Source organism: Anaerococcoides asporogena (assembly GCF_029590275.1).
Classification (GTDB): domain Bacteria; phylum Bacillota; class Clostridia; order Clostridiales; family Clostridiaceae; genus JG1575.
On sequence record NZ_CP120965.1, the window covers coordinates 3,353,182 to 3,378,465 of the forward strand.

General features: G+C 46.7%; 22 protein-coding genes and 2 pseudogenes. 14 read left to right on the forward strand and 10 right to left on the reverse strand.

The annotated features are described in order from the left end of the window. Window positions 1-18 precede the first annotated feature (18 nt). From P6M73_RS15265 to P6M73_RS15275, 3 genes are read left to right on the forward strand one after another with little or no spacing between them, the layout of a single operon-like run. Window positions 19-546 (forward strand): GNAT family N-acetyltransferase, encoded by a 528-nt coding sequence (locus tag P6M73_RS15265; RefSeq protein WP_277853875.1) that lies wholly within the window; start codon window positions 19-21, stop codon window positions 544-546. Continuing rightward, a complete protein-coding gene (locus tag P6M73_RS15270) occupies window positions 547-1,146 on the forward strand; it encodes a GNAT family N-acetyltransferase (protein WP_277853876.1) in 600 nt (199 codons plus the stop codon). A 2-nt stretch (window positions 1,147-1,148) separates the two neighbouring features. Then, window positions 1,149-1,373 carry a hypothetical protein gene (locus tag P6M73_RS15275; protein ID WP_277853877.1) on the forward strand — a complete coding sequence of 75 codons (225 nt, stop codon included), beginning with the start codon at window positions 1,149-1,151 and terminating at the stop codon, window positions 1,371-1,373. A gap of 559 nt (window positions 1,374-1,932) precedes the next feature. Here the strand turns inward: P6M73_RS15275 and P6M73_RS15280 are convergent. Beyond that, on the reverse strand, window positions 1,933-2,586 hold the full coding sequence (locus P6M73_RS15280) for a phosphatase PAP2 family protein (protein WP_277853878.1): 654 nt from the start codon (window positions 2,584-2,586) through the stop codon (window positions 1,933-1,935). Between the two features lie 385 nt (window positions 2,587-2,971). On the opposite strand from P6M73_RS15280, the gene P6M73_RS15285 reads away from it, so the two are divergent. Further along, window positions 2,972-3,532: a protease complex subunit PrcB family protein gene (locus tag P6M73_RS15285; protein WP_277853879.1), complete on the forward strand. Its 561-nt coding sequence runs from the start codon at window positions 2,972-2,974 to the stop codon at window positions 3,530-3,532. 213 nt (window positions 3,533-3,745) lie between these two features. Here P6M73_RS15285 and P6M73_RS15290 read toward each other — a convergent pair whose 3' ends face one another. Continuing rightward, the gene (locus tag P6M73_RS15290) at window positions 3,746-4,372 is read right to left on the reverse strand and encodes a PHP domain-containing protein (RefSeq protein WP_277853880.1); all 627 of its coding nucleotides are present in this window, start codon (window positions 4,370-4,372) and stop codon (window positions 3,746-3,748) included. 696 nt (window positions 4,373-5,068) lie between these two features. On the opposite strand from P6M73_RS15290, the gene P6M73_RS15295 reads away from it, so the two are divergent. Both P6M73_RS15295 and P6M73_RS15300 read left to right on the forward strand, forming a co-directional pair. Beyond that, window positions 5,069-5,566 (forward strand): CD3072 family TudS-related putative desulfidase, encoded by a 498-nt coding sequence (locus P6M73_RS15295; protein ID WP_277853881.1) that lies wholly within the window; start codon window positions 5,069-5,071, stop codon window positions 5,564-5,566. Window positions 5,567-5,578: 12 nt separating this feature from the next. Then, complete coding sequence (locus P6M73_RS15300; RefSeq protein WP_277853882.1) at window positions 5,579-6,148, forward strand: CD3073 family putative ECF transporter S component; 570 nt, start codon at window positions 5,579-5,581, stop codon at window positions 6,146-6,148. Window positions 6,149-6,443: 295 nt separating this feature from the next. Here P6M73_RS15300 and P6M73_RS15305 read toward each other — a convergent pair whose 3' ends face one another. Together P6M73_RS15305 and P6M73_RS15310 are read right to left on the reverse strand one after the other, a co-directional pair. Next, complete coding sequence (locus P6M73_RS15305; RefSeq protein ID WP_277853883.1) at window positions 6,444-6,983, reverse strand: hypothetical protein; 540 nt, start codon at window positions 6,981-6,983, stop codon at window positions 6,444-6,446. Next, window positions 6,984-8,138 (reverse strand): AAA family ATPase, encoded by a 1,155-nt coding sequence (locus P6M73_RS15310; RefSeq protein WP_277853884.1) that lies wholly within the window; start codon window positions 8,136-8,138, stop codon window positions 6,984-6,986. 275 nt (window positions 8,139-8,413) lie between these two features. On the opposite strand from P6M73_RS15310, the gene P6M73_RS15315 reads away from it, so the two are divergent. From P6M73_RS15315 to P6M73_RS15335, 5 genes and pseudogenes are all read left to right on the forward strand, one after another. Beyond that, window positions 8,414-9,574: an IS1634 family transposase gene (locus tag P6M73_RS15315; RefSeq protein WP_277853885.1), complete on the forward strand. Its 1,161-nt coding sequence runs from the start codon at window positions 8,414-8,416 to the stop codon at window positions 9,572-9,574. 135 nt (window positions 9,575-9,709) lie between these two features. Next, window positions 9,710-11,400: pseudogene (locus P6M73_RS15320) on the forward strand (IS1634 family transposase). After that, complete coding sequence (locus P6M73_RS15325; protein ID WP_277853886.1) at window positions 11,400-11,624, forward strand: hypothetical protein; 225 nt, start codon at window positions 11,400-11,402, stop codon at window positions 11,622-11,624. The pseudogene P6M73_RS15320 and the gene P6M73_RS15325 overlap by 1 nt, the downstream one beginning before the upstream one ends. Before the next feature lie 46 nt (window positions 11,625-11,670). Further along, window positions 11,671-12,138, forward strand: a pseudogene (locus tag P6M73_RS15330) (IS1634 family transposase); the annotation flags it as partial. Between the two features lie 255 nt (window positions 12,139-12,393). Next, window positions 12,394-14,199 (forward strand): flavocytochrome c, encoded by a 1,806-nt coding sequence (locus P6M73_RS15335; RefSeq protein WP_277853888.1) that lies wholly within the window; start codon window positions 12,394-12,396, stop codon window positions 14,197-14,199. A gap of 112 nt (window positions 14,200-14,311) precedes the next feature. Here P6M73_RS15335 and P6M73_RS15340 read toward each other — a convergent pair whose 3' ends face one another. From P6M73_RS15340 to P6M73_RS15350, 3 genes are all read right to left on the reverse strand, one after another. Further along, window positions 14,312-14,710, reverse strand: a complete 399-nt coding sequence (locus P6M73_RS15340) for a (deoxy)nucleoside triphosphate pyrophosphohydrolase (RefSeq protein WP_277853889.1) — start codon at window positions 14,708-14,710, stop codon at window positions 14,312-14,314. Window positions 14,711-14,717: 7 nt separating this feature from the next. Beyond that, window positions 14,718-17,654: a DEAD/DEAH box helicase gene (locus P6M73_RS15345; RefSeq protein WP_277853890.1), complete on the reverse strand. Its 2,937-nt coding sequence runs from the start codon at window positions 17,652-17,654 to the stop codon at window positions 14,718-14,720. Window positions 17,655-17,793: 139 nt separating this feature from the next. After that, window positions 17,794-19,152 carry an 8-oxoguanine deaminase gene (locus tag P6M73_RS15350; protein ID WP_277853891.1) on the reverse strand — a complete coding sequence of 453 codons (1,359 nt, stop codon included), beginning with the start codon at window positions 19,150-19,152 and terminating at the stop codon, window positions 17,794-17,796. 210 nt (window positions 19,153-19,362) lie between these two features. On the opposite strand from P6M73_RS15350, the gene P6M73_RS15355 reads away from it, so the two are divergent. Beyond that, complete coding sequence (locus P6M73_RS15355; protein ID WP_277853892.1) at window positions 19,363-19,740, forward strand: hypothetical protein; 378 nt, start codon at window positions 19,363-19,365, stop codon at window positions 19,738-19,740. Window positions 19,741-19,964: 224 nt separating this feature from the next. On the opposite strand, the gene P6M73_RS15360 is transcribed toward P6M73_RS15355, so the two are convergent. From P6M73_RS15360 to P6M73_RS15370, 3 genes are all read right to left on the reverse strand, one after another. Beyond that, entirely contained in the window at window positions 19,965-20,291 is a 327-nt protein-coding gene (locus P6M73_RS15360; protein ID WP_277853893.1) for a rhodanese-like domain-containing protein, read from the reverse strand. 467 nt (window positions 20,292-20,758) lie between these two features. After that, window positions 20,759-21,523 (reverse strand): type III pantothenate kinase, encoded by a 765-nt coding sequence (locus P6M73_RS15365; protein ID WP_277853894.1) that lies wholly within the window; start codon window positions 21,521-21,523, stop codon window positions 20,759-20,761. A gap of 16 nt (window positions 21,524-21,539) precedes the next feature. Next, window positions 21,540-22,214, reverse strand: coding sequence for an ECF transporter S component (locus P6M73_RS15370; RefSeq protein ID WP_277853895.1), 675 nt, complete (start codon window positions 22,212-22,214; stop codon window positions 21,540-21,542). A 218-nt stretch (window positions 22,215-22,432) separates the two neighbouring features. On the opposite strand from P6M73_RS15370, the gene coaBC reads away from it, so the two are divergent. Continuing rightward, window positions 22,433-23,656, forward strand: coding sequence for a bifunctional phosphopantothenoylcysteine decarboxylase/phosphopantothenate--cysteine ligase CoaBC (gene coaBC, locus P6M73_RS15375; protein ID WP_277853896.1), 1,224 nt, complete (start codon window positions 22,433-22,435; stop codon window positions 23,654-23,656). 533 nt (window positions 23,657-24,189) lie between these two features. Continuing rightward, the gene (locus P6M73_RS15380) at window positions 24,190-25,257 is read left to right on the forward strand and encodes an ABC transporter substrate-binding protein (protein WP_277853897.1); all 1,068 of its coding nucleotides are present in this window, start codon (window positions 24,190-24,192) and stop codon (window positions 25,255-25,257) included. Window positions 25,258-25,284: the final 27 nt, after the last annotated feature.

Below are 25,284 nucleotides of genomic sequence, written 5' to 3' on the forward strand. Positions count from 1 at the left end.
AACCAGGAGGTGAATCCTTTGTATTATGGAAAAAACATCAAGCTTCGCGCGCTTCGTCCTGAAGACTTGCCTTATATCATGGAATATGTCAACGACTTCGAGACCTATTCCAGCTTTACCGATTCAGCCCCCATCCCGAAAACAGAAGCTTTTCAGGCGCTCTGGCTGGCTCATTCCACCCGGGAAGACCTGATTACTTTCGCCATTGCTGAAATCATGACGGATGAATGCGTGGGCACGATCCAGCTCCGGGCCATTGACCGCCCCAGTCACCACTCCCTCTTCTCCATCATCCTGCGCCCGGCTTCCCGGGGCAAGGGCTATGGAACGGATGCGCTCCGGACGCTGCTTCGGTTTGCGTTTCACGAACTCAACCTGCATAAGGTGACTCTCACGGTCTATGCAAGCAATCCCGGCGGTCAGAGACTCTATGAGAAATGCGGGTTCCGGCTGGAAGGCCGGCTGAGACAGCAGGTTTACCGTCAGGGAAAATATGAGGATCAGCTGGTTTACAGCATCCTGGACCGGGAATTCGGAGGCAGCTAAATGAATCAGTCATACATCAAATTACGAGCATACCGCAGGGACGATCTGTCCTGGCTTTGCCTTCTGCTGAATCAGGGAAGCGCCCGGATCTCTCTGGGCGAGTTTCCCGCTCCGCTTGCGGAGGAGCAGATCCATCAGCGGTTTTCCAAGCCGACCTCTTCTCATTTTCAATACATGGCAGAAAATCAGGCGGGTCAGCTTTTGGGCTTCTTTGACATCACTCTGACCTTCAAGGACCGCCGTGGCCAGCTCAGGTGGCTTTTCGCCCCCCATCCCGAGGAAATTCAAACCAGAACCGGCGACTCATCAGCAGACCCGATTACTGAACCCAAATTGCCCAGCCCCTTGGAAGAATCACTCCGGGAGCTGCTGCGCCGCCTGTTTCAGGAGATGAACCTGAATAAATGCATTGTTCAGATTCCAGCCTTTCAGGATCCGGATCTGGCCATTCTCCAACAAGCCGGCTTCACCCAAGAAGCTGTTCTGCGGGATGAGGTATTCTACGAAGGCCGCTATCATGACGCATTGCTGCTGGGCCTGCTCCGGGAGGAATTACAGAACCTCAAAACACCAGACCTCGGGTCCCCCAGGGTAGATTAACGATGGATTTTCTGCTGGACCTGATCATGGAACTCATCCCCGATCTTCTGGGCGAACGCTGGACCATGGCAGCCTATCGGCGGCTGGCATCCATTCCCAACAAGCCGCTTCGATACTTTCTCACATTAATCGCCATGCTGCTCTCCATCATCGTGGCCATTGCCCTGGCTTTTGGTCTGATCGTTGCCATCTTCTGGCTCTACACGCGATTTTTCCCACAGGGATGATCCCTGAACCGAAACCGCATAATGTCCCTGCAGGAAAGCTGCTGCCGTCAACCTTCGGCAGCAGCTTTCCTTTATCGAAAAATTTCAGACAGTCAATCCGCAGCATGAACGCAAATCCCCCTGATTCTTATATTCAGAAATTCAGGAGACAAGCTAAAAACAAAGCAACCGAGAAAGACGAAGCCTCGAAATCAGGAAGCTAAAAAGGTAGGCAGAATAGAGGTTACCAACGCTCGAATGCTGGCAGGCCGGAAGGCTGAAAAGCTGAAAAGCAGAAAGGTTGGAAGGCTAAATGGAAGGGTGGAAGGTTGAAAGGCTTAAAGGTTGAATGGCATAAAGGCTCTAAAGCCCGGTGGTAAAAACCCGGGAGATTAACATCAACCGCAAAAAACTAAAAAAAGTAGAGCAGTCGGGGAAACTGCTCTTTAAGGGAAATGTACTAATCGTGTAAAAGGGGGAAATATGAAAATATCAGTTGGGGGAACTTTTATTTTCCGTACTTTTATTATAAGGCATTTTCTCCATAATTGATAGTCATTATCATTAACATTTTATGAATTCAACTCATCGTGTCATCCCGGAACTTGTTGTTGCGCATCATGATTCCTGTAACCACAGCACTCCAGACAATACTGGCCAGCCAGCCTCCGACAATGTCCGAAGGATAGTGAACCCCTAGATACAGCCGGGAAAAGCCGATCAGCAGAACATAGCCTGTTCCTATGAGGATGGCCGGCCAGCGCAGCCGGGAGTAAAACAAAAGGACAATCAGGCTCAGCGCCAGTGCCATGCTGATCATAGCGTGACCCGAGGGAAAGGAATAGGAGGACTCCTCCACCAGCAGACTCCAGAGGTTCGGCCGAACCCGCTGATAATAGCGCTTCAGTGCGGTATTGACCAGGAAAGTTCCACCCAGGATCAGAAACAGGTAGATCGCATTGTAGGCTTCATTCTTCCAGATAAACCAGGCGGCCAGCAGCAGAGCCAGAATCGGTACCACCACCGGTCCGGACAGGTCTGTTATAAAGACAAAAAAACCGTCAAGGCCGGGATCGGACAGCGTATTAATCCATCGAAGAATCGCAACATCCAGAGACTGTGTGGAATGATCCATTACCTGCTCCGCCAGTTCGGTGAAGGCAAAGACCAGGATTCCATAGATGAGGAAGGCGGTCCCAATTTTCGCCCACTTCTGCCAAGTCATTTGTTTCATTCGATCCAATCCTCCCCAGGTCTGTTTGCCCCTATTATACAGGATGTAATCCGTCCCCCAAAGTTTTGGATTTTCAGCGTTGGATTTTCAGGCTTGGATTTTCAGCTTGATTTGATCTACCGATCCGGATCATAAATCGCAACTTGCCCGATTATTGTGATCCCCCAAAGTTAATCTGAATTATTGTCCCATTGTTGCCTATCTCACGGACTGGCGAGCTTTGTAAAGATCCGCCTTTTTCAAAAAAACTGACTGCCAGAGCCTTCAACGTGGCTGCCAAGCCATATGTTCCCGCTTCACTGATTTGTAATGAAACAACCGGTCAGATATTGTATAGTGAAAGAAACCAAGCAAGGTTCATTTGAACCGGGAAGGAGGTATCCCCTTGAAAATCCGAATGCTGTCCAGCGCTCTGCTGGTATCTCTTACAGCGACTGTGCTGTCCGGATGCGCTCAGCCGCAGCCCGGAACTACCACTCCCCCCGTGACGACTCCTTCGACCACGGCGGTCCAGACAACAATTCCTGCCACCATGCCCCCTGCAACTACACTGCCTGTTACAACACCTGTCACTGTACCTGTCACGAATGGAGGTCAGACCGTGAAACATCAGATCCTGCCAATGATCCCGGAATCTCTGAAAAGTACTGTAGAAGCCTTAAAGAAAGGCCGCGGTTATTTCTATTTCCAAAATGAAAAAATCCTGGTCATCTTCATGGGTGAGCGTTCCACCGGAGGCTACTCCATCAGTCTGAGCCAGATTTCAGCGCAAGGTTCTGCCCTTTCAGTGATTGTTGCTGAAAAATCGCCGAAACCCGGGGATATTGTAACCCAGGCTTTTACCTATCCCATGCTGATTCTTCAGCTGGAAGACACTTATGACTCCTTCCACATTACCAATACCAACGGAGAGGTCTTCGAGAAGTCAGTCAATACGATGTATTAGACATTTGCAGGTTGAGCACGCTGATTCGATCCCATCGCCTCCCCTTCATCCAATTGCGGATGTGAAGCGAAGCAGGACTGGGAATGGAAATGGTCATGCAAATGGGAACGGAAACGTGTATGTAAAACAATTAATAGAAAGAAAGCAGCCGCTTCAAGCCCGGGCTTGAAGCGGCTGCTTTCTTTCTATACTGGATTACCCATTCGTAGAGGGCTAGAACGCGTCCACCACATCATAGGTCAGGCCATTCCATATGGCGGGCTTGGTTTCATGCAGATGAAGCTGGGCAACGAAATCCTTCATGTTGTTGACCTTTTCCGGCAGCCAGGTGGCGAACTTTCCGATCTGTCCCAGGGTATGGGCATCGCTGGCGCCGATGGCCTTTAATCCAAGTTCCCGGCAGTAGCGCAGCGCTTTGCGGTTGGCTTCCAGGGAAGTGCTTCCGTTTAAAACCTCCACTCCGTTCAAATGGCGAACTTTCCTCAGATGATCTTCCAACCCCCGGTTATTATTCCGGAAGGGGTGACAGGAAACACAGAATCCGTCGGATTTGCGCACATGATCGATGAATGACTGGGCGCTGGTCCGTTCCTGCGGGAAGCTGTCGATGCCCCAGGCGGTGATATCACCGCTCAGCGAGTAGTACTCAACGCCGACGAAGATCGGAAAATCAACTTTTCGCGAAAAGGCTTCCGCATATTCTTTCAGGCCCATGCTGTCATGGTCTGTAATGCATACGGCATCCAGTCCTCTCAGTCGGGCAGATGTGACGATTTCTTCCAGATTAATAAAACTGTCGCTGGAATGGGTTATTTCATGGAGATGCATATCAATCAGCATGGTTTGCTCCTTATCCTTGGTTAGGCATAGTCAAGAGAGCTTTTGTTCACCGCTCTCAATTTTTAGAAGATTAATAACATTGATGATTGCTGTCATCACGATGCCCGGGCTGAGCCGTTCTTGACGGTACACGGTTCTGATCCACACCTGGTAAGGATCACCGTGAGGCATCCACATCCTATAGTTCCCCAAATTTCCGTTTGGGAGCAACAGCAATTTCATCAATAGATTATCATGCTGATACGATCAAAACAACCTAAATTCGAAATGATTTTATTTTCTGTATTTTCCGAATATTCCCGTCTTAATATACCATTAGTTAACTTTCGTGATTATAGTTTATTATTAATGTCATATCGTTAGTTAATATCCACCTATAAAGGATTCCCGTTTATAGAATTCCTCATTTCCTTTTCCTTCTTTTGAATGATACCAAGTTACCAGCACTTGCTCTTCTTATTTACAAAAAAGTTGATTCAAGATAACGTTTTTAACCTCTCATCCTTTTTAAAAGGTAATCCGAAGTCGTATACTTTTTTATTCGATATCAAATCAAAAATTAGAATTCATTAAATTATCACATTAAATATTATTCCCTGTTATTTTATATATGTACTAATTTGTTCTTTTTTATTTAAAAACTTAAAATCGATTGTGTAAACTGAGTGCGTAGCTTAAATCATCAAGGAGGCGATCATGTTAATTAAAAAAAGCAAAAAAATTGTTCTTGTATCTCATTGCGTCCTGAATCAGAATACCGTGGTAAACGGACTGGAACGGGCTGCAGGTCCCTTTCCCCTGGCTCACCTTCTGATTGATCACGGCATTGGCATCCTTCAGCTCCCTTGTCCGGAATTCTTCCAACACAATCTGGACCGACCGGGTATGGAATATGAAGAATACAATACGGCGGAATACCGCAGCTTATCAGCTCGACTGTTGGAGCCGATTCTGTGGCAGGTAGAACAATATCTCCAAAGGAATTATCAAATACTTGGCCTGATTGGCATTCAAGATAGTCCCAGCTGTTCCCTCAGCGGTCAGACCGGTGTTTTCATGCAGGTCTTGCTCAACATGCTGAAGGAACGCGGTATCGAACTGGATCTGTTCGAAATCTCGCCTGATTATGGGATTGACCCAACAGAAGACCAAAACCTGCATCAACGTTTTCTCGAATTCATCAATAAGGAATAGGAGTATTTTAGTATGAAGAAGACATCCCCCGTCATGATCATTGTGTTTGCCGGACTGGCAGTTGCCATCAACGTAGTCCTCGGTGATCTGGTTGCTCTGTTTAAAATCCCTATGCTCTACCTGGATACCCTGGGTACGATATTCATGGGTGTTGCATTCGGACCGTTCTATGGCGCACTGGTCGGCTTGGCCACGAATTTACTGATGGGCGTAACCGCAAGTCCCACTGCCATTCCGTTTGCTCTGGTCAATATTGCCGTCGGCATAGTTTCCGGTCTTATGGCCAAACGCGGCTTCTCCATGGTAACCGCCGTAGCAACCGGACTGATCCTGTCTGTGGTGGCACCGCTGATTGGCACCCCCATTCGTATTTTCCTCTTTGGCGGATTAACCGGATCCGGAGCAGATCTGCTGATCTCCGCCCTGCGCGCCTCCGGTCAGAAAATTTTCGCCTCCACCTTCCTGGCGACCATCGCCAGCAACTTCATCGATAAAATCCTTTCCTGTATCCTGGTATGTATGGCATTAGCTCCGATTCCACTGAAGTACAAGCCGAATGTCGCCAAGGAAACCGGAGTATAGGACGAAAACTATAGAATTAGAACTCAAGAAAATTCCTAGAGCAATAGCGCGACGGAAAGAGCTGCATGACAGCTCTTTCCGTCGCGCTATTGTTGTTTTTTCTAAGTTATGAACCATTATTAAGATAAGCCGTTGCGATTACTGGATTAAGTCCATGTATTCTACGGTTAAATTGGACTATTATTCTAGCTATCTGATCAATTCATTTTTAAATGCTACCTGTTTTTGTGCATAATAAACATTTAATCGCTATCGATAGTTAATTTTTATACAAATTTCATTTTTTAACGGAGGATTATTTGGTTTTAATTAAGTCATAAAGCGATGCTTCGTTGTTTTTTTGTTTATGAACACGTTGATATTCTTTAATACTCTCCAAGAGAAAAAAGGGATCTGCAAAGTATTTTGAAATGTAAGCTGGGGATTTTACATTTTTGATCTTCAATACATTTTTGCAGTAATCACTCGGTTTCTTAATTTTCGATCGACAATATTCATCATATTTCTTCTTACTGACAATAATCAGCATCTCAATTTCCGGAGCGGTTATTACATCGATCACCTTAACTTTAGAACGGTATGCCCTACTAAGATTAAATTTCTCACCTCTGGAATCAATCACTCGAAGAATGAGTATTTTTTGATCGTAGGCCAATCGTAAATGGCGTCTCTCAAATTCTTTGACTGAGGTCCTTGGCAAAACACTTTCCTCAATCATTTGATCACGACTGAATACCAGCAGATCCTGATTAAGGAGGATGTCCATGATTGCAGTTTCTGCACCACCTTCACAGATGCATGCTATCAGACTTGAACTTGGAATATTTACTGTCATTTACTCCTCCAAGTCCTTAATAATGCTTTTCTGCAGCGCAGCCAACGCCTTGTATTTCGGTGCCGTTCCCCCCAGAAAATCACTTTGATATACCTCACTCTTCTTCATATCATTTCGTTTCAGTAGAGAGTTGAGATTATCAACGGTCAACCCTTGGTCACTTCTCGTCACAAAAATGGCATCGTTTCTTTCCATCTCATCCAGTAACTCAGCGTAATGCGTCGAGAATATGATAACTGCTCCTTTTGGATTTGTTCTTTTATTCATGAACAGCCTGAGTAAGGATGCAACCAGCTCACGATTGAAATGGTTCTCAACTTCGTCAACGATCAAATAACCGCCATTCTTTAATACTCTTGCCGCGTCCGAAAATACTCTGACACCCTTCACAGTACCGGATGATAAGTACACGTTAAGTTCTGTCGGATTGTAGAGAACCAGCTCTTTTTGTCCGTAAAACTTTAATCTTGTTACAACCTTGGTATTGACGTTCTCCACAGTGATATACTCGATCGTTGGATCAAGCAGGGAGATAATCTCTGTAGGAACGGATCCTCCTTCTGGAAGGAACAGGTTAAAGTTTGTAAACGCGGCCAGATCCACAAACATCCTCTTATTCTGAATCTGTTTATTAACGGCGATCATGATACTGACATCGTCCGGAAGGTACTCATCAGAATTATCACGAATTCGTACAGGTCGAATCTCATCAAAACTCAGTAAGTTTGTCTTATTAACTTTACTAGTAACAGATTTGACCCATAATTTCTCCGAAAGAATCTGAACAGCAGGGGTCCCATCCGGTTTTTTTGTTCTAATAATCTCGCTGTTGAGGTGATAAAGTCTCTCTGTAGCAAAAAAATCAACATCAAATACGGTCTTCGTGTTCTCACACAGAATCTGCGGAATAAACTCTGCATTCAACGGGGCCGCATCCAACAGCAACCTTGTGAAAGAAACAACCTTTAAAGCAGTTGTTTTTCCAGATGCATTAATTCCAATGAACGCTTCCGCAGTATTCACATAAATGTTTCCAAATAGGTTGAATACTGAGTTTAAGTGATTGGTCTGTACTCTCTGAACAGCATAAAACGATACATCAAACGGAGCTTTATATAAAGGAAGCCCATCTACTTTTATTCTCAATATCTTCATTTAATTACCTCCATAAAAACGTTATTTCTGTTTTTGTAAGTCTATAATAATAGATTATCTTAACCTCAAGATACTTGCAACGTTTTTTTTGTTTTTATCAACCCTCATCAGTTCTTGATACATCTCTTCCAGCATGAACCCTGGATTCCCGGTTCACCTAACGAGGAATCCTTTGTATTTTCTCAAAAACTATTGATATCACTTACTTTCTATCTATTAAACCTTGCGAATATCCTAGTTATGTGTTACACTATACATAACTAGGAGGGCGTATTATGGCCATTGTTAATCAGTTCGATAAGCGCAGCGGAATTACTTACGTTTATGAATCAGTTTCCCATTGGGATAAGGAAAAACAACAGCCTCGGTCCAAACGGTCGCTCATCGGCAAACGAGATCCGGTCACCGGCGAAATCATCCCAACGGATGGACGGGGTAAAAAACGTCGGAACCCAGAGGCGGGTACAACTGAAGTCAATCCTGGCCCTGTGCCCTTTACCGTAGCTGATCGTAAGTTCTACGGTGCCACGTATCTGTTGGATCAAATCGGAGACTCTCTCGGGCTTACAGAGGACCTCAAGGCTTGCTTTCCCTCTCTCTACAAGCAGATTCAATCCATCGCCTATTATCTGATCCTGGAGAGCGATTCCCCCTTGTTTCGATTTGAAAAATGGAGTACGCTCCACCGGCATCCCTATGGAGCCAATATCCCATCTCAGCGCAGCAGCGAGCTGTTTGCGGGCATCTCGGAAGAGTCCAAACAACTTTTTTTCAGCTGTCTTGCCAAGCGCCATCAGCCCGATGAGTATTGGGCCTATGACACCACCTCGGTGTCGAGTTATTCCCAAACCCTTCGTCAGGTCCAGTACGGTAAAAACAAAGAAAGTGACCCCCTGGCGCAGCTGAACCTGGCCTTGGTCTTTGGACAAGACTCAGGGTTGCCGTTTTATTACAGAAAGCTCTCTGGCAACATTCCAGATGTCAGCACGATCAAAAATTTGCTGGCTGATTTCAAAGTGCTGGGCTTCGATAAAGTCAAGTTGGTCATGGACCGGGGATTTTACAGTGAAGCCAATATCAATGCGCTTCTTGGGGAGCGACTGAAGTTCATCATTGCCGCTGGCACGCATCTGGCCTATATCCGAAGACATATCGACGGGATCTATGACAGCATCCGATCCTTTGAAAACCTGGATGAGCAATATGGCTTATACTCCTCAACCATTCTGACTGACTGGGAGTTTCAAAAAGAACGCCCCAACAAGAAAGATGTCATCCGACAAAAACGCCGGGTCTACCTGCACGCTTACTTCAACATTGAAAAATACGCGGATGAAGAAGCTCATTTTGATCGACGACTGCTGTCGATGAAGGGGGAAATCCTAAGCGGAAAACGTAATCCCGATCATGAGACGTTCTACACCTTAACTTCCTGAATTAATAACACTAAAGAAATTTCATCGTCAAAAAAAGTTGATCAAAGCCCATGAATACAGTCTTTAATGGTTGTACTCATGGGACTTTTGTTATACAATATTTAGTATTAAATAACACTAAAGGAAGTACCCGAAATGTATCTTGATTGTGTCGTTGATGTACCTGATATTCCAGGGAAAATAACTCATCAGAAAAAGAAAAATGCGGTCTATATCGACTTCGAATACGAGCGGATCTATTATCCGGAGCGAAAGTATACCATCCCTAAACGAGTCACCATCGGCAAACAGGATCCGGACAATCCGGAGCGAATGGTACCCAACGAGAATTTTTTGAAGTATTTTCCCGAAGTTGAACTTCCGGTCCAAAAGAGTACAATTCGTCGAAGCTATACCCTCAAGGTTGGGGCATTCATTGTCCTGCAGCAGATCGTTGAAGCCTACAAACTGCCTGAGCTGCTGGGCCGATACTTTAACTTTCCTGATCTGGGCCTGTTTTTGGATCTGGCGATCTATTCGATCATCTGCGAAAACAACGCCTCTCAGTATTATCCCGACTATGCTTACAACCATCCCCTGTTCACGGAAAACATGCATATGTACAGTGATTCCAAGATCTCCGGCTTCCTAAGCCAGATGAGTGATGAGCAAAGTATGGGGTTCTTGAATGACTGGAATGCAGCCAGAGACCATCGAGAGAAAATCTATATTTCGTATGATTCCACGAATAAGAATTGCCAGGCTGGAGATCTTGAGCTGGTGGAGTTCGGACACCCGAAAGTCGATCTGGGCTGTCCCATCTTCAATTACGCGATTGCCTATGACACCAGCAATCAGGTCCCACTATTCTATGAGGAATATCCCGGCAGTATTGTAGATGTTTCCCAACTGCAGTACATGCTTGATCGTGCCTATGCCTATGGCTATCGCAAAATCGGGTTTATTCTTGACCGGGGCTACTTCAGTCGCCAGAACATTGAGTACATGGATCAATATGGCTATGACTTTGTCATGATGCTCAAAGGGAGAGCCAAGCTGGTCAATGAACTGATCATGGCGCATCGGGGGAGCTTCGAAGAGAGTTGGAATCGTAGGGTGAAAGCCTATGATGTATCGGGCATTACCGTCCGGCATAAGCTCTATGAGTCCGATCGAAACGACCGCTATTTCCATCTGTTTCACAGCGATGAAAAGCAAACCTGGGAACGCTCTGCATTGAAAGCAAAGGTCGAGCGCATGGCTGCTCTCATGGCTCCTTATCAGGGGAAAGTGATGAGTGTGCCGGAGAGCTACAATCAATATTTTGAGGTCTTCTATGATCAGGATGGGACCTTCCTCGCCCTTAAAGAGAAGGAAGCCGTGATTGAACGCGAGCTGAAGCTTTGCGGATATTTCGTCATTGTGACCTCAAAAAGATGACCGCCGAGGAAGCGATCACCTTGTATAAGGGGCGTGATGTATCGGAAAAGTTATTCCGTGGAAGCAAGTCCTATCTGGGCAACAAGAGTCTTCGGGTCCACTCCAACGAATCAGTATCGGCTAAAATCTTTATTGAGTTCGTTGCCACAATCATTCGAAGCCGTCTGTACACTCTACTGAAAGCGGAGATGGTAAACAACGACCGTAAAGCTAATTACATGACGGTTCCAGCCGCGCTGCGGGAACTGGAAAAGATTGAGATGACGAGGATGGGAGATGGCAACTATCGCTTAAGCCACGCGGTGACAGCCACGCAGAAAGCAATCCTGAAGGCCGTCAGACTGGATGTGGCAAACATAAAGACCAAGGCAAATCAAATCAATGAACGGTTGAGAGGAGAACTATAATGCCAAGAGGACCCAAGATCCTGATTGATGAGAAAATAAGGAAATCCGAGGCTGCCCTGGCCAAAGCCAAGGCCAAATATGACGCGGAAGCGGCTGTACTGAAGGAACTGCTCCAAAAGAGACAGGCAATGAGAGACCGGGAATTAATGGAGGCGATCGCGAAAAGCAAGCGCTCCTTTGAGGAGATTCTGGACTACATCAAAAGGGATTCAGATGCAGATTAATTGGGTCAATTCGATCTTTAGTGGGAAAATTTCAGGAAGTTAAGGCTACAAGAAATACTTTGAAGTGACAGATACCCCGGTAAGGGGCATTAAAGTTACCGTGAAAGAAGATGTGGTCAAACAGACGAAGCGCTATTTTGGATTCTTTGCGCTGATGACCAATGAAAAGATGGATGCCATCACGGCTTTGACGCTGTATCGGAATAAAGATCTGGTGGAAAAGGCCTTCGGCAATATCAAGGAACGGCTCAATCTGAGGCGACTCTTGGTTTCCTCAGAAAAAAGCCTGGATGGAAAACTCTTTGTGGCCTTCGTCGCGCTCATCTATTTGTCCTACCTCAAAAAGCAGATGCAGGATAAAGGAATGTTCAAAGATTACACAATGCAGTCTCTGCTGGACAAGCTGGACGTCATAGAGTGCTTTGAAAACCCAGGCCATGACTTGAGGGTTGGTGAGCTTCTCAACAAACAGAAGTTGATCTATGAATTCATGGGTGTTGAGACCCCATCATAGTTATGTGTTCCGGGAATCCAGGATGAACTGCAGTTGAGAAACGATGACAATTCTCCGGATTATATTCAGGAAAAAGCCGAACTCTACATTTGTCCTTAAGATTCAAATGACTTAAATTTCCATCCCCCCCAAAAACCATACAAAGAGCTTTGAATTCGTTGTATGATTAACATGAAAACAAATATTCGTTGATTCCCAATACAATTTTCAGATTCCATGACATATCTCAGTCTATCTTGAAGAGGAGGATGTAACATGAGACCCCGAAAGTTTGTATCCCTTTGGCTGGTAGTTCTCTTGTCAATGCTCATTCTGTCTGCATGCAACTCTCCGGCAACGAATACCACATCTGTCTCCAGCACCTCGGCTCAAACGACAGTTACTCCAGTGACGCTTCCTCCGGAAACCACACCGACAACCTCGCCCGCCACCAAACCTGCCGGAATGACGCCGGGCACTTACCTTGGACTTGGCAATGGACGAAACGGCGCAATCGTCGTAAAAGTGCAGGTAAGTGAAACCAGTCTCGATTCGATTGATGTTGTCATCTCTCAAGAAACCTGGAATACCGGTTCCATACCAATCTCTGTTTATCCGGATCAAATCCTGAAAAATCAATCCCTTGATGTTGATCTCATCAGCGGTGCGACCATCTCCAGCCTCGCTCTGTTGAATGCAGTCAAAGACGCCATCTCCCAAGCTGGCGGTGATCCCGCAAAATTCACCGGAAAGATTCTCACACCACCAGCTCCTCAGAATACACAAACTGATGTGGTCGTTGTTGGTGCCGGCGGTGCTGGTATGACTGCCGCGATTCATGCAGCAAAAGCCGGAAAACGTGTCATCCTTCTGGAAAAACTGGATATTGTTGGGGGAACTTCGAACTATTCGATTGAAGGTTTCGGAGCAGTCGGTGACAAAACTCACACCGGATTAGGCAGCGATATCACTGCCAGCGCCCTGGCAGAAACGTTGACTACCGGAAATCCCAAGGGTACTGCTGAAGCCTTCAAGATTTTGGCTGAGAACAATGGGGCAGCCGCAGACTGGCTGCGCAGCATCGGCGCGCCCATGACGGTAGCCGCAGGACAAACCAGTGTGGCAACATCCCGTGAAACCGGAGAATTAGGGGTTGCCATAATTTCCGCATTAAAGCATGAGTGCGAAAAACTTGATGTTGATATCCGAACCGGAAGCAAAGCCACCGAACTGGTCATGCAGGATGGCCGGATCTCCGGAGTAAAGGTTTCTGCAAAAAGTGGAGATTACACCATTGAGGCAAGGGCTGTGATTCTTGCCACCGGTGGATTCGGCGCAAATAATGATTTAGTTTCAAAGCATTATCCCGCATTGAAAGGCTATTCGAGCTCCGCTTCAGTCGGTGCAACCGGCGACGGACACATCATGGCTGAAAAAATTGGGGCCGCTTTAGACAATATGGATTACATCCGAGTGAACTTCACTTACACCACCGCGGACAATGGCTACTTCTACTATATGGGATCCCTCTTTAATACCGGAGCCATCTTAGTGAATAACGAAGGCAAGCGATTTGTAAGCGACCAGGGAGCCTATGGCGTTGGACTTAAAGTTGTTGAACAAGGCGGCAAAGGTTGGGCCATCTTTGATCAGTCCATTGTCAGCGCGATTTCAGATGTTCGCAAATACAATGAACTGGGATTGTTCACTTCTGCTGATACCATCGAGGAATTAGCAGCAAAGATTGGGGTCAATGAGCAGAACCTGAAAGATACGATCGAAAAATACAAAGGGTATGTCGCCAATGGAAAAGATGAAGAATTCAATCGTCCGATGCTGAACATGACCTTTGATGAACCTCCCTTCTATGCCTGCCCCATGACAGCCAGAGTTCAGGGTACCTTCGGAGGAATCCAGATCAACGCCTCCACTGAAGTATTAAAACCAGACGGAACTCCAATTCCTGGTCTCTTTGCTGCCGGAGAATGTGCCAATGACGGCACCTGGGGTGCCAATCCCGCAGCTGTTAATATTGTTTACGGTAAAATCGCAGGAGAAAACGCCGCTGCTTATCTGAAATAAGCAGACGAACCACTCTCAGTTCATTTCAATAGGCTAATTCAAGTCTGCAAGCAATGCAACCGGGGTAGTTAAGTCTTTCCATAGACTTAACTACCCCGGTTTTCAATCATTCTTAATTTCTTTTCCGCAAAAAACTTTTCAGTTTTTCAACGACTATGATGTCTGCTGGCAGCCAATCGACATCGTCCAATTCAGTTTCTTCAAGCCACCGAGCTTGAAGATGTTCATTCAATGAGATGTTTCCCAGTTCAATTTCACTAATGTAGCAATGCATTGAAAGTCGAAATGTTGGGTAATCATGCTGCACCGTTCCTAAGAAATGAACAGGGCGGATCTTTACATTTAGCTCTTCTAGAATTTCACGTATCAAAGCGTCATGTCGATTTTCATCAATTTCGATCTTTCCACCAGGGAATTCCCAAAAACCCTTAAAATCGCCGTATCCTCTCTGCGTAGCTAAAAAGGATCCATCAGACTCAATGATTGCTGCAACAACTTCTATTTGCTTCATATTTCCTCTAATTCACAATGTACTCGTAGAGATCCTCACGGACGGGAGTTTCCAGCTGGTAATAAATCTCTACGGCATTTTGATTCGTGTTTGGCATAATGATACTCTCGGTTTGACCCGTGGCGTGAATTCGTCCAAGATAATAAAACTCTTTCGAAGCCTTATCATCTTTGTTTTTTCGAACAAAGAGTTCAACCCGAACGCCCATTTGATCGGCTGTTAATAGAGTCTTAACATCGTTGGAATCGATGGTCCTTCTGGATTTAGAAAGGGCAATAAGTGAACCCGTGCTTAGGAAGCGGTCCTCATAATTTATCGAATCAGCGATATCATTTTCTTTTAAGTAGTTAATAAATACTGGGAAGGTCTTTGTTTCTCTATCAAATTTATACCCACCAATATTCTGTGCAACTTCGGCCTTCTCCCATTCCAGAATGCGACAAACATCCTCATATGTGTACTTTGCATATAAATTAAGCGGGGTATTTTTATAGTAATTCGAGTACTCCATTTGATTTCGGAAGAACCCATAATCAATCAACTCTTGAGCCAACCTTCTGAACTCATCGGACTTTAACGCTGTTTCCATCTGATCGGATATTTCAATCCGGCCAGTTATTGAATTTTTCTGAAGAAAAATACTCTGCTTGAACGTATCCTTCCCTGTTCCAGCGAAAAACTCACCCGAAAGATAATTCATTACATTTCGCTCCGTGTTATTCGTATATGGAAGAGAATATTTACTGACCAGTTGGTCTTCCAAAAAATGCATTGGATCCGAAATTCCCTCGAGGATACTCTTCAGAACAATCAGCTCATGGATACGTTTTCCTGAGGCCAGTTTTTGAGAAATGAATTCAAGCATATTGATCTGCACCGAATCAAGTCGCTCATGATACTCTGTTTCGCATTTGATCAGAAAGCCATAATAGGATCGATAAGTTTTATTCTCGAATATTCTTAATACATCAATTGATCCGTGCTCTTCAAAATCCATTAGGGTTGGAATTCTGCCAAGCTTGAATTTAAGCTGTTGGTAGGCCTGTTTAATAATTTTACTCTCACTAAAGTTAGCAGAGTCTATGGTTTCATATATTCTCTTCTTGGTTATCTCATCAAAATGGATACTGGAGCTACCCGGAATGACTTTGTTCCCTTCCCGGATGAAGCGGCGAACATTATCCTTGTTATAGCTTCGATCTCCGAAGAGCGCCATTGGGATTAGATAGTTATTATTATAGTTTCCGATGAAATCAATAATAACAACATATTCTTTGTCTTGATATTTTCGAAGTCCGCGGCCTAACTGTTGCACGAAAATAATCGGTGATTGAGTTGGACGAAGCATCACGACTTGATTAATTTCCGGGATATCCACCCCTTCATTAAAGATGTCAACTGTAATAATGTAATCTAGATGGTTTTCACCTGCATCTCCTGTCAATCTTTCAATTGCATCCAATCGATCTTCTTGAGAATCATTTCCAGTCAACGCCAGCGTTTGATATCCCTTTTTATTTAATTGATCAGAAAGAGCTGTCGCATCTTCCTTGGTACTGCAAAATATTAATCCTTTAACTCGATCCCCGCTAAAGCCAAAATATTCAAGTTTATCAATGATGTATTGAACACGCTTGTCTTGATCAAGATCCAAAAAATCTCTAAACTCATAGTTGATCTGTGCTTCCGCCTCTTGAAATTCAGTAATTCCAAAGTAGTGGAATGGACAAAGCAAGTCCTCCTCGAGAGCTTCCTGAAGGCGGATCTCATGTGCAATGTTATGGTCGAACATCTGATAAATATCGAAGCCGTCCATGCGTTCAGGGCTCGCTGTCATCCCAAGGTAAAAACGAGGTTTAAAATAGTCCATAATTGTTTGATAGCTGGTAGATCCTGCACGATGAACCTCGTCAATCACGATGACATCAAACTCATTCGGATGGAACATAGAATGGATTTCTCTTTTGGCCATCATCTGCATGGTTGAAAAAATAAAGGGTGATTGAGTATCTTTACTAGAACCAGATATCAGCCCCATCCCAATGTGATCGCCGAATACCCTTTGATAGCTCTCGCGAGCTTGACGAGCTATTTGCTCTCGATGAACCAGAAACAACATCCGTTTAGGATTTAAGTCCCGAATGGCAAAAGCTGAAGCAAATGTCTTACCTGTTCCTGTTGCTGAAATAAGTAAAGCCTTCCGCTCGTTCTCCTGAACTAATTTCTGAATAGACTGGGTAAATTGAACCTGCATCGTGTTTGGTTCAAGTTTGTAATTATCCAAACGAGGAAGCTTGGAGGTGCGGACTAAGGCCTTTTGGTCTTGAACCATCCAATACTTCTTTTCATAATCATCGAAAAACTCATCGAAGGGCTTTGCTTGACTCGAGTTCCATAACTTGTGAAACTCATCCAGGATGGTTACTGCATACTCTCCATGATTGTTAGATACAATTTTGGTGTTCCACTCTTTATTAATGGTGAGAGCATTCAATGTGATATTGGATGATCCAATAATGATTCGAAGTGCGTTTTGCTCTTGATTTTTGAAAATATAACCTTTGGTATGGAATCCTTCTTTATCATTATTTGATAAGTACATCTTAATCTCGAGGTTCTTGAAAGCATGGAGTTTTTCTAAGGCTTTGGGATCACTAAAAGTAAGGTAATCAGTGGTCAATATTTTCCCTTTGACCCCTCGCTGTTCCAATTCTTTCAAAACCAGCAGAAGCGGGGTAATGCCACCCATGGAAATAAAAGCCACACTAATATAGAACTCATCGCACTTGCTGAGTTCTTCCGTTAGTGCCGTTAACATCTTTTTCCCCTGTTTATAATCGTTAGAAATCAATTGGGGGCGTAGAAAGGGATCTGATGTAATCTCTCGGTTAATAAAAGAGGTGCGGATTCCAAATTCAAGTTGGTTAATTAGTTTCTTTTCCATGAGTTACTCCGAACGCTTTAATTCTCCCTCAGTATAACATAGCAAACTGACATTGTTGGCCTGGCAAGCCAGATCGGTTCTCCAATCAGCGTATCAGGAAGGTTGTAACATTCCCCACCAACCGGATATGAGTGAATCGTTAAATCTTACTTCGAAGACTCAGAGAGTGCTGATGCACCTTTTGAGACAATTCCCGATCATTCACTTCCACCAACGAACCTCCCTTGACCAGAATATTTCCAGCAACGATTGTATAGTCAACCGGGCCTTTCAGTCCGACTGTGGCAAGCATCGAGGTCACATCGAAGGTTGCGCCGGCAAGCTCCAGGCGGTCTTCCCGGACGGCAAAGAGATCAGCGGCAGATCCTACGCTGATCTGGCCGAGTTCCGACCGGCCCAGAAGGCGTGCGCTGCCCCGGGTGGCGATTTTCAGGATATCATAGCCTGAGGGCGCCTGATCGCCTGAGGTCAATCGGTGAAGGAGGTAGGCGATTCTCATCTCTTCCATCAAACTGGAGCCGTCGTTGCTGGCACTGCCATCCACCGCCAGGCCGACGGGAATTCCCAGTTTCAGCATTTCTGGGATTCGTGCTACACCGGAGGATAGTTTCATATTTGAAGCTGGGCAATGGGCCACTCCTGTGCCGGTGTCTGCTAAAAGCTTCAACTCCTCATCATTGAAGTGGATGCCGTGGGCAAACCAGACATCGGGTCCGATCCAGCCCAGTTCCTGCATGTAAGCCAAAGGCCGGATTCCGAGTTTTTTCAGCAGATAGGTTTCTTCATCTTTAGTTTCTGCCAGATGGGTATGGAGGCGTACGCCCAGTTTTCTGGCCAGGAGCGCTGATTCTCTCATCAGATCCGCACTGACACTGAACGGTGAACAGGGTGCCAGAACGACCTGGCGCATGGAGTAGCAGGCTGGATCATGCCAGGTGCGAACTGCCTCTTCGGAATCTCTGAGGACCGTCTCGAGGGACTGTACGACAGAGTCCGGCGGCAGGCCGCCGTCTTTCTCACTCAGGTCCATGCTGCCGCGGGACACGGTCATTCGCACGCCCAGGCGCTTTGCTGCCGCAAACTGGGTCGGCAGAAGATCCGGGTGAGCATTGGGGAAAACGTAATGATGATCAAACACGGTGGTGCATCCGTATTTTACCAGCTCCGCCATCCCTGCCAGAGAACTGTCATAAACGGATTCAGGGGTCAGGTTCTTCCAAATCTGATACAAAGCCCGAAGCCAGTCGAACAGCTCCAGATTCTGCACCTCCGGGAGATTTCTTGTCAGAATCTGGTAGAGGTGATGATGGGTATTGATCAGTCCGGGGTATACGGCCAGCATGGATCCGTCAATGACCTCATCAGCCGGCTCCCCGACCGCTCCAATGGCTGCAATAACCCCGTCCCGGATCAGTACATTGACATGCTCCAGCACGCGATCCTGATCATCACAGGTCACCAGATGACGGATATTCCGAATCAATAATGATTTGCTCATTTCATTCCCTCCCAGGCCGTTTTACTCATTATTCACAGATTAAGGGAAACACCGTTTTTTTGCAAACGGTTTCTCTTTTGTCCGGTCACCGTTTGTTTGGAAATGCTTATGATAAAATATAAGGGACCGGGTAAACAGACGCGGAACCTTCGAGTTGCCGATTACCAATCCAATAACTAATTCAAGCCTATAATTCCAGGAGGTTAATCTATGGATTTTTTCAGTTCACTGTTCAAGCGCAAGTCAAAAGTTGAAGTAAAGAACAAGCCATTAATTACTGTAAAAAAACCTGCTGTAGACGAAAATCATGTAGTCGAAGACGATGAACCAGGCACCTGTGAGATGTGCGAAAACCTCTTTCCCTATAGCGAATTACACTTTGACGGAGAAAAAAATATTTGTGAGAAGTGTATGGAAGCCGACGATACAGTAATGTGCGTCGGATGTGAGAGATATTTCAAGGAAAGAGATCTGTTTTCCAATGATGGAGAACCTGTATGTGAAGAATGCCACGACGCCAATATCCCCGATTATGATTACAATGGTAATGCCGATTATTGGAGAGATGATTCCCATCAGGAAGATTAAACAGGCACCTGCGCCATGGCGCAGGTGCCTGTCATCTGATCGGGCGACGTGGACTGACGATTCCTATGAAAGGTTTCGATCGTCTCTCCAATGCGTACCTAAAGTTGTTTTAAGACAAATGCCGCTCTGATTCGAACGGTAAGAATGCATCATAGGATGGATCTGCTGGAAGCACTATCCAACTCTCCTATGCCAGGATGATTTTTAAACCCGGGAATCCGGCTTTAACCCAGGGAGCCGCTCCAGCGGGCGATGCCGCCTTTGAGATCATACATCTGCTCAGCCAGGCCGTTCTTATTCAGGAAGCGATAGGCGAATGCGCTTCTGGAGCCGGTCAGGCAGTACAGCAGAACAACTTCCTTTTTCTCTGCGTATTTTTTCAAATCATTGAGGTGCACTCCCAGCAGGTTCATGGGGATATTCACCGAATTTTTGATATGCCCTTCATTAAATTCCTGGGGTGAGCGGACATCAATAATATGCGCTCCCTGTGCGGCCTTCTTCTGAAATTCTTCCTGATCGATTGAAAAACTGTTGCTGAATCCAAACACTGTACATCATCCTCTTTTCATTTCATTTCGTTATTTATCACTATTATGATTTTTTCGGATCCCGGATCCTTTGGACTATGGATCGGTCGTATATATCAAACTTTCCCGATATAGTCTCTCCTTTCTTAATATATCGTATTTTCTCGATTTATCAAGAGGGTAAGGAAAAAATTTTTTCAGAACATCGATTCATCGGATCCTTAGCCCCTGGAAGACCACCCAATCTATCCAGTGTGTCCTTCCTATGGCCTTCCGGTCTCCGGCACGAAGTCAAAGGACGATGAAACATTCCTCTTGGAGGTTTCATCGTCCTTTGGTTATTGGTAAAAACAGATGCCTGGAGCCCCTCCGCTTGAGCGGTCCGCGCAGCCCGGCTGGCTGGTCATCCGCTGCTCGAGAGGTTGTTCGCTGCGCTGAGGGCTGTTTGCTGCACGGCGGCAATTCAGGAATCCAAGGGGAAGATCTAGCTACTTGTTCTTATGGTAGAGAATCCTCAGTCCGTCCATGAGCATGTTTTCATCATGGATCAGGTGCTTACGGCAATAGGGAAGCACCATGCCGGCCAATCCGCCGGTGATGATCGGTGTAACGGGCTCGCCCAGCTCCGATTCAATCCGTTCAATCAGACCGTCAATCATGGCGGCATTGCCATGAATCAGACCGGACTGAATGCAGCTGACGGTATCCGTGGCAATCAGCCTGTCCGGGGACTGAATATTAATCGCGGGAAGCTGTGCCGCGTTGGCGGAGAGGGCATCCACCGAAACGCGCAGTCCGGGAATGATCATTCCGCCGCGGTAGTTGCCCTGCTTGTCTATGACGGAAGCGGTGGTCGCTGTCCCCAGGTCGAAAATCACAATGGGCTTGGGATATTTGGCGATGGCCGCTACGGCGTCCACTACCAGATCGCTGCCAAGCTTGGAAGGATCCTTGATCAGGATGTTAAGTCCGGTTTTGATGCCGGAGCCTACAATGATCAGTTCCTTGCCGATCAGTTTGCGGATGGCGCTGCTGATCACCGTCTTCAGGTGCGGCACCACGGAGGACATGATGCCCCCCTCCAGCTCCGCCAGCGGAATCTGATGAAAATGCATCAAATTATGGATGATCAGGACATACTCATCATCCGTTTTGAGAAGATCACTGGCAATGCGCGCGGTCAGGCAAAGCTCCTGTTCGCGGTAGATCCCCAGAACGATATTCGTATTGCCGATGTCGATGGCTAAAAACATGGTGAATCCTCGCTTCTTATGCTTCCGTCGTAATCGGGAAGAGTCTGGTGTATCGGAGCAGCGGCAGGCAGACGGCAGCGGTCAGAACGCCCGCGATCAGGGCTTCGATCAGGCCGTTGGTGGTTACAACGCCCAGGATGGCATACAGCACCTGACTGGCCGACAAGCCCTTTACGGCGGCATACTCATTGCGGAACATCCGATCGATGAAGCCGAGCACGAATACCGTGTTGGTCATGGAGCCCAGGATTCCGCTGATCGTCAGCTGAAGGGGTTGATTGAGTTTGCCGTGAAAGAACCGCTTGAAGAAAGCCGCTGACATCCAGGGAACGATCCCAACCAGGATTCGGGGGATAAAACACACAGCCAGGGCCAGGATACTGCCCTGGTTCGTTCCCGGGAGCGGAATCAACGGAGAAAAGGCGAACGACAGCAGACTCGGGCTCATCGTGTTCATGATCAGACTGGTCAGACCGAAAAAGAATCCAAGAATGGCTCCTTTCTTGGGACCGAGCAGCAGAGAACCCATGATGACCGGTACATGGACAATGGTTGCCTTGATCAAAGGCAGGTGGATGTAGCCCAACGGCGAAAAGGCCAGAAGAAAGATGATTGCAGTGAATGATGCCAGGAGCACCATGTCGTGGATCGACCCGTTTCTTCCGTGGGACAAGCTTCTTGTGGTATTCATTTTTACCTCCTGCTGCCATTTCAAAGAATATGGCGCAATGAAAATTTATTTTGTTTCCAATGCATATCTTCTGCCTCCCCTTGGGTAAAGCGAACCATGCGAAACAATAAAATTATAAGTTCGCTGAATCGTGAATGCAATCGGAACTAAAAAGTTTACAATAACTGAGCGGTTTACTATACTGAGAATGAAAAAAACCAAGAATTGAGGCGCAAGAAATGCTAAATGGAAAAACAGTCCTGCTGGGCATCACCGGCGGAATCGCAGCATACAAAATCCCGAACCTGGTTTCAGCCCTGGTCAAGCAGCATTGCAATGTCCAGGTCGTCATGACGGAAAACGCCACCCAGTTTATTACTCCCCTGACCTTTGAGGCGTTAACCAGCCGGAAGACACTGGTAAATACATTTGACCGCAACATTGACTACAAGATCGGCCATATCTCTCTGGCGGATGAAGCAGACCTGGTCTTTATCGCTCCCGCCACAGCCAATGTCATTGCCAAGCTGGCCCATGGGCTGGCGGACGACATGCTGACCACTACGGTACTGGCCTGCGACTGCCCGAAAATCATCGTGCCGGCCATGAATACCAGAATGTACCTCAATCAGGCCACCCAGGACAATCTGGAAAAACTCAGACAGTACGGCTGGCAGGTGATTGACCCCTGCTCCGGACGCCTGGCCTGCGGAGTGGAAGGTCCCGGAAAAATGCCGGAGCCAAACTTTTTGCTGGAAGTAATTCTGCACGAGCTGTCTCACGAAAAGGATATGGTCGGTAAAAAAGTCCTGGTGACAGCCGGCCCCACCCAGGAAGCCCTGGACCCCGTCCGCTACCTGACCAACCATTCCACCGGCAAGATGGGCTATGCCATCGCTCAGGCCGCTGCAGCGCGCGGTGCCCAGGTCACCCTGGTCTCCGGTCCAACCAATCTCCCTCGACCCTACCGGGTCGAAGTCATTGATGTGGTTACTGCAGAGGAAATGTTCCAGGAAGTGACCCGATGCAGCACCTCCCAGGACATCATCATCAAGGCCGCCGCAGTGGCAGATTACCGCCCCGCCCGCATTGCCCATGACAAGATGAAGAAGGGCGAAGGCGAACTCTCCATCCCGCTGGAACGCACCCAGGATATCCTGGCCTATCTGGGAGCACACCGGACACCGAATCAGTTCCTGTGCGGCTTCTCCATGGAAACGACCAACGTCCTGGAGAACTCCCGGGCCAAGCTCTTGCGCAAGAACATCGATATGATCGCAGCCAACAGCCTGCGGGAAGCCGGAGCCGGCTTTGCCGGGGATACCAACCGCCTGACCCTGATCACCCGGGACGGCGATACCCCCCTGCCCCTGGTCTCAAAAACCGAAGCCGCCCATCTGCTCCTGGATCACATCCTGAACCGGCACCAGCCAGGCACGGAAATCGGCCCAGAATCTTTTTAGTATAAAAACCTAACCAGGTAAAGCCTATCTGGATTTAAAGCTTATCTGGCTTAAAAGCCTAGCTGGCTAAAAACCCAACTGGCTAAAAACCCTAACTGACTAAAAACCTAACTGACTAAAAACCCTAACTGACTAAAAACCCTAACTGACTTTAAAGCTTGATAGCATACTATATTTAAGCACCAAAAGCTGTTCAACAACCGCTTTTGGTGCTTTTAACTCTTTATGCTTAACTTATCAATGAACAATCCTTCTTCCCAGTACCTACACTGCATACTGGAAGAGATAGACTAACATGATATTCTCCGGTCTATTAAATATAATTCTATTATCGAAAAGTTATTTTCCGTGATACATCGTTAATTTTTCTAATAAACGAATAATTTTCAGAATTCATCGAAATTATTCTTATTGACTGATTGTACTAGATATATTTCGTGGAATGATTTATGATGTTTTAGTAATTAAATCTTCTCGGACCTCATGATCCGAGAAATTGAATTTATAAAAAAGTGTAATCTGGAGGTATTTTCATGAAAAAAATGACAAATCTTCTGCTGGCAGCTGCTCTGGCTCTGCCCCTGCTGGCTGCCTGCAGCCCGGCAACCGGCGGATCGACAACGGCTGGCACTGCTGCCGGAACCACCGCTCAGACTTCTGCAACGGACAAACCCTTTGCCGGAGAAACCCTGAGTGTCATGCTGGCTTACGGAAACGCCCAGCGTTCTTTTGAAAAATTCACGGAGAAGACCGGCATCAAGATCGAGTATCTGGAAATCTCGACCGGCAAGGCGCTGGCGCAGATGCAGGCGGAAGGCGGCAAGACCACTTCAGACGTCTGGTTCGGCGGCGGCGTTGACAGCTATCTGGCGGCAAAGGACTTAGGCTACCTGGAAAAGTACGTTTCTCCCGAAGCGACAGCCGTTGACCCTCAGTTCAAGGACGCCGAAGGCTACTGGACGGGACTGGCACTGGTACCCGCCGGATTCCTGGTCAACAACGATGTACTGAAGGAAAAAGGCCTGGAAGCACCCAAGACCTGGGCGGATCTGGCTGATCCCAAGTATAAGGGTGAAATCATCATGGCGGATCCCGCCATCTCCGGAACTCAGTACGCGATTCTGGCCGGCCTGATTCAGGCAATGGGCGAGGAAGCAGGCTGGGATCTGTGGACCAAGATCGATGCTAATATCGAAGTCTATGCCAAGGGCGGCGGCGAGCCGGCACCAAAAACCGGAGCCGGCGAATACGCCATCGGAGTTCTGGCTCTGACCGGCGGAACCTATGAACTGACTTCCCAGTATCCGGTCTCCGTCATCGCTCCCTCCGACTACATCCCCTGGACTCCGGCACCGATCGGAATCTTCGCCAGCTCCACCAAAAAGGAAGCGGCCAAGGTTCTGGTGGACTACATGCTTTCCAAGGAAGGCCAGGAAGAACTGCTCAAGGCTGATGCCCGCATCATGACCCATAAGGATGTAGCGATTCCGGATGTCATGAAGGACATCGACACCAACAAGCTCGTCAAGCAGGACATCACCCTGTTTGGTTCCCAGAGAGAGGCGCTCCTTGCCAAGTGGACCGCCCTTGTGGAAAAATAGAATAAAAAATAGGACGGGGGACTGCCT

Bases quoted from the DNA above. Each gene is read 5' to 3' on its own strand.
- P6M73_RS15270 (WP_277853876.1), top strand. From the start codon at position 547: ATGAATCAGTCATACATCAAATTACGAGCATACCGCAGGGACGATCTG.
- P6M73_RS15275 (WP_277853877.1), top strand. From the start codon at position 1,149: ATGGATTTTCTGCTGGACCTGATCATGGAACTCATCCCCGATCTTCTG.
- P6M73_RS15280 (WP_277853878.1), bottom strand. From the start codon at position 2,586: ATGAAACAAATGACTTGGCAGAAGTGGGCGAAAATTGGGACCGCCTTC.
- P6M73_RS15290 (WP_277853880.1), bottom strand. From the start codon at position 4,372: ATGCTGATTGATATGCATCTCCATGAAATAACCCATTCCAGCGACAGT.
- P6M73_RS15295 (WP_277853881.1), top strand. From the start codon at position 5,069: ATGTTAATTAAAAAAAGCAAAAAAATTGTTCTTGTATCTCATTGCGTC.
- P6M73_RS15300 (WP_277853882.1), top strand. From the start codon at position 5,579: ATGAAGAAGACATCCCCCGTCATGATCATTGTGTTTGCCGGACTGGCA.
- P6M73_RS15305 (WP_277853883.1), bottom strand. From the start codon at position 6,983: ATGACAGTAAATATTCCAAGTTCAAGTCTGATAGCATGCATCTGTGAA.
- P6M73_RS15310 (WP_277853884.1), bottom strand. From the start codon at position 8,138: ATGAAGATATTGAGAATAAAAGTAGATGGGCTTCCTTTATATAAAGCT.
- P6M73_RS15315 (WP_277853885.1), top strand. From the start codon at position 8,414: ATGGCCATTGTTAATCAGTTCGATAAGCGCAGCGGAATTACTTACGTT.
- P6M73_RS15325 (WP_277853886.1), top strand. From the start codon at position 11,400: ATGCCAAGAGGACCCAAGATCCTGATTGATGAGAAAATAAGGAAATCC.
- P6M73_RS15335 (WP_277853888.1), top strand. From the start codon at position 12,394: ATGAGACCCCGAAAGTTTGTATCCCTTTGGCTGGTAGTTCTCTTGTCA.
- P6M73_RS15340 (WP_277853889.1), bottom strand. From the start codon at position 14,710: ATGAAGCAAATAGAAGTTGTTGCAGCAATCATTGAGTCTGATGGATCC.
- P6M73_RS15345 (WP_277853890.1), bottom strand. From the start codon at position 17,654: ATGGAAAAGAAACTAATTAACCAACTTGAATTTGGAATCCGCACCTCT.
- P6M73_RS15350 (WP_277853891.1), bottom strand. From the start codon at position 19,152: ATGAGCAAATCATTATTGATTCGGAATATCCGTCATCTGGTGACCTGT.
- P6M73_RS15355 (WP_277853892.1), top strand. From the start codon at position 19,363: ATGGATTTTTTCAGTTCACTGTTCAAGCGCAAGTCAAAAGTTGAAGTA.
- P6M73_RS15365 (WP_277853894.1), bottom strand. From the start codon at position 21,523: ATGTTTTTAGCCATCGACATCGGCAATACGAATATCGTTCTGGGGATC.
- P6M73_RS15370 (WP_277853895.1), bottom strand. From the start codon at position 22,214: ATGAATACCACAAGAAGCTTGTCCCACGGAAGAAACGGGTCGATCCAC.
- coaBC (WP_277853896.1), top strand. From the start codon at position 22,433: ATGCTAAATGGAAAAACAGTCCTGCTGGGCATCACCGGCGGAATCGCA.
- P6M73_RS15380 (WP_277853897.1), top strand. From the start codon at position 24,190: ATGAAAAAAATGACAAATCTTCTGCTGGCAGCTGCTCTGGCTCTGCCC.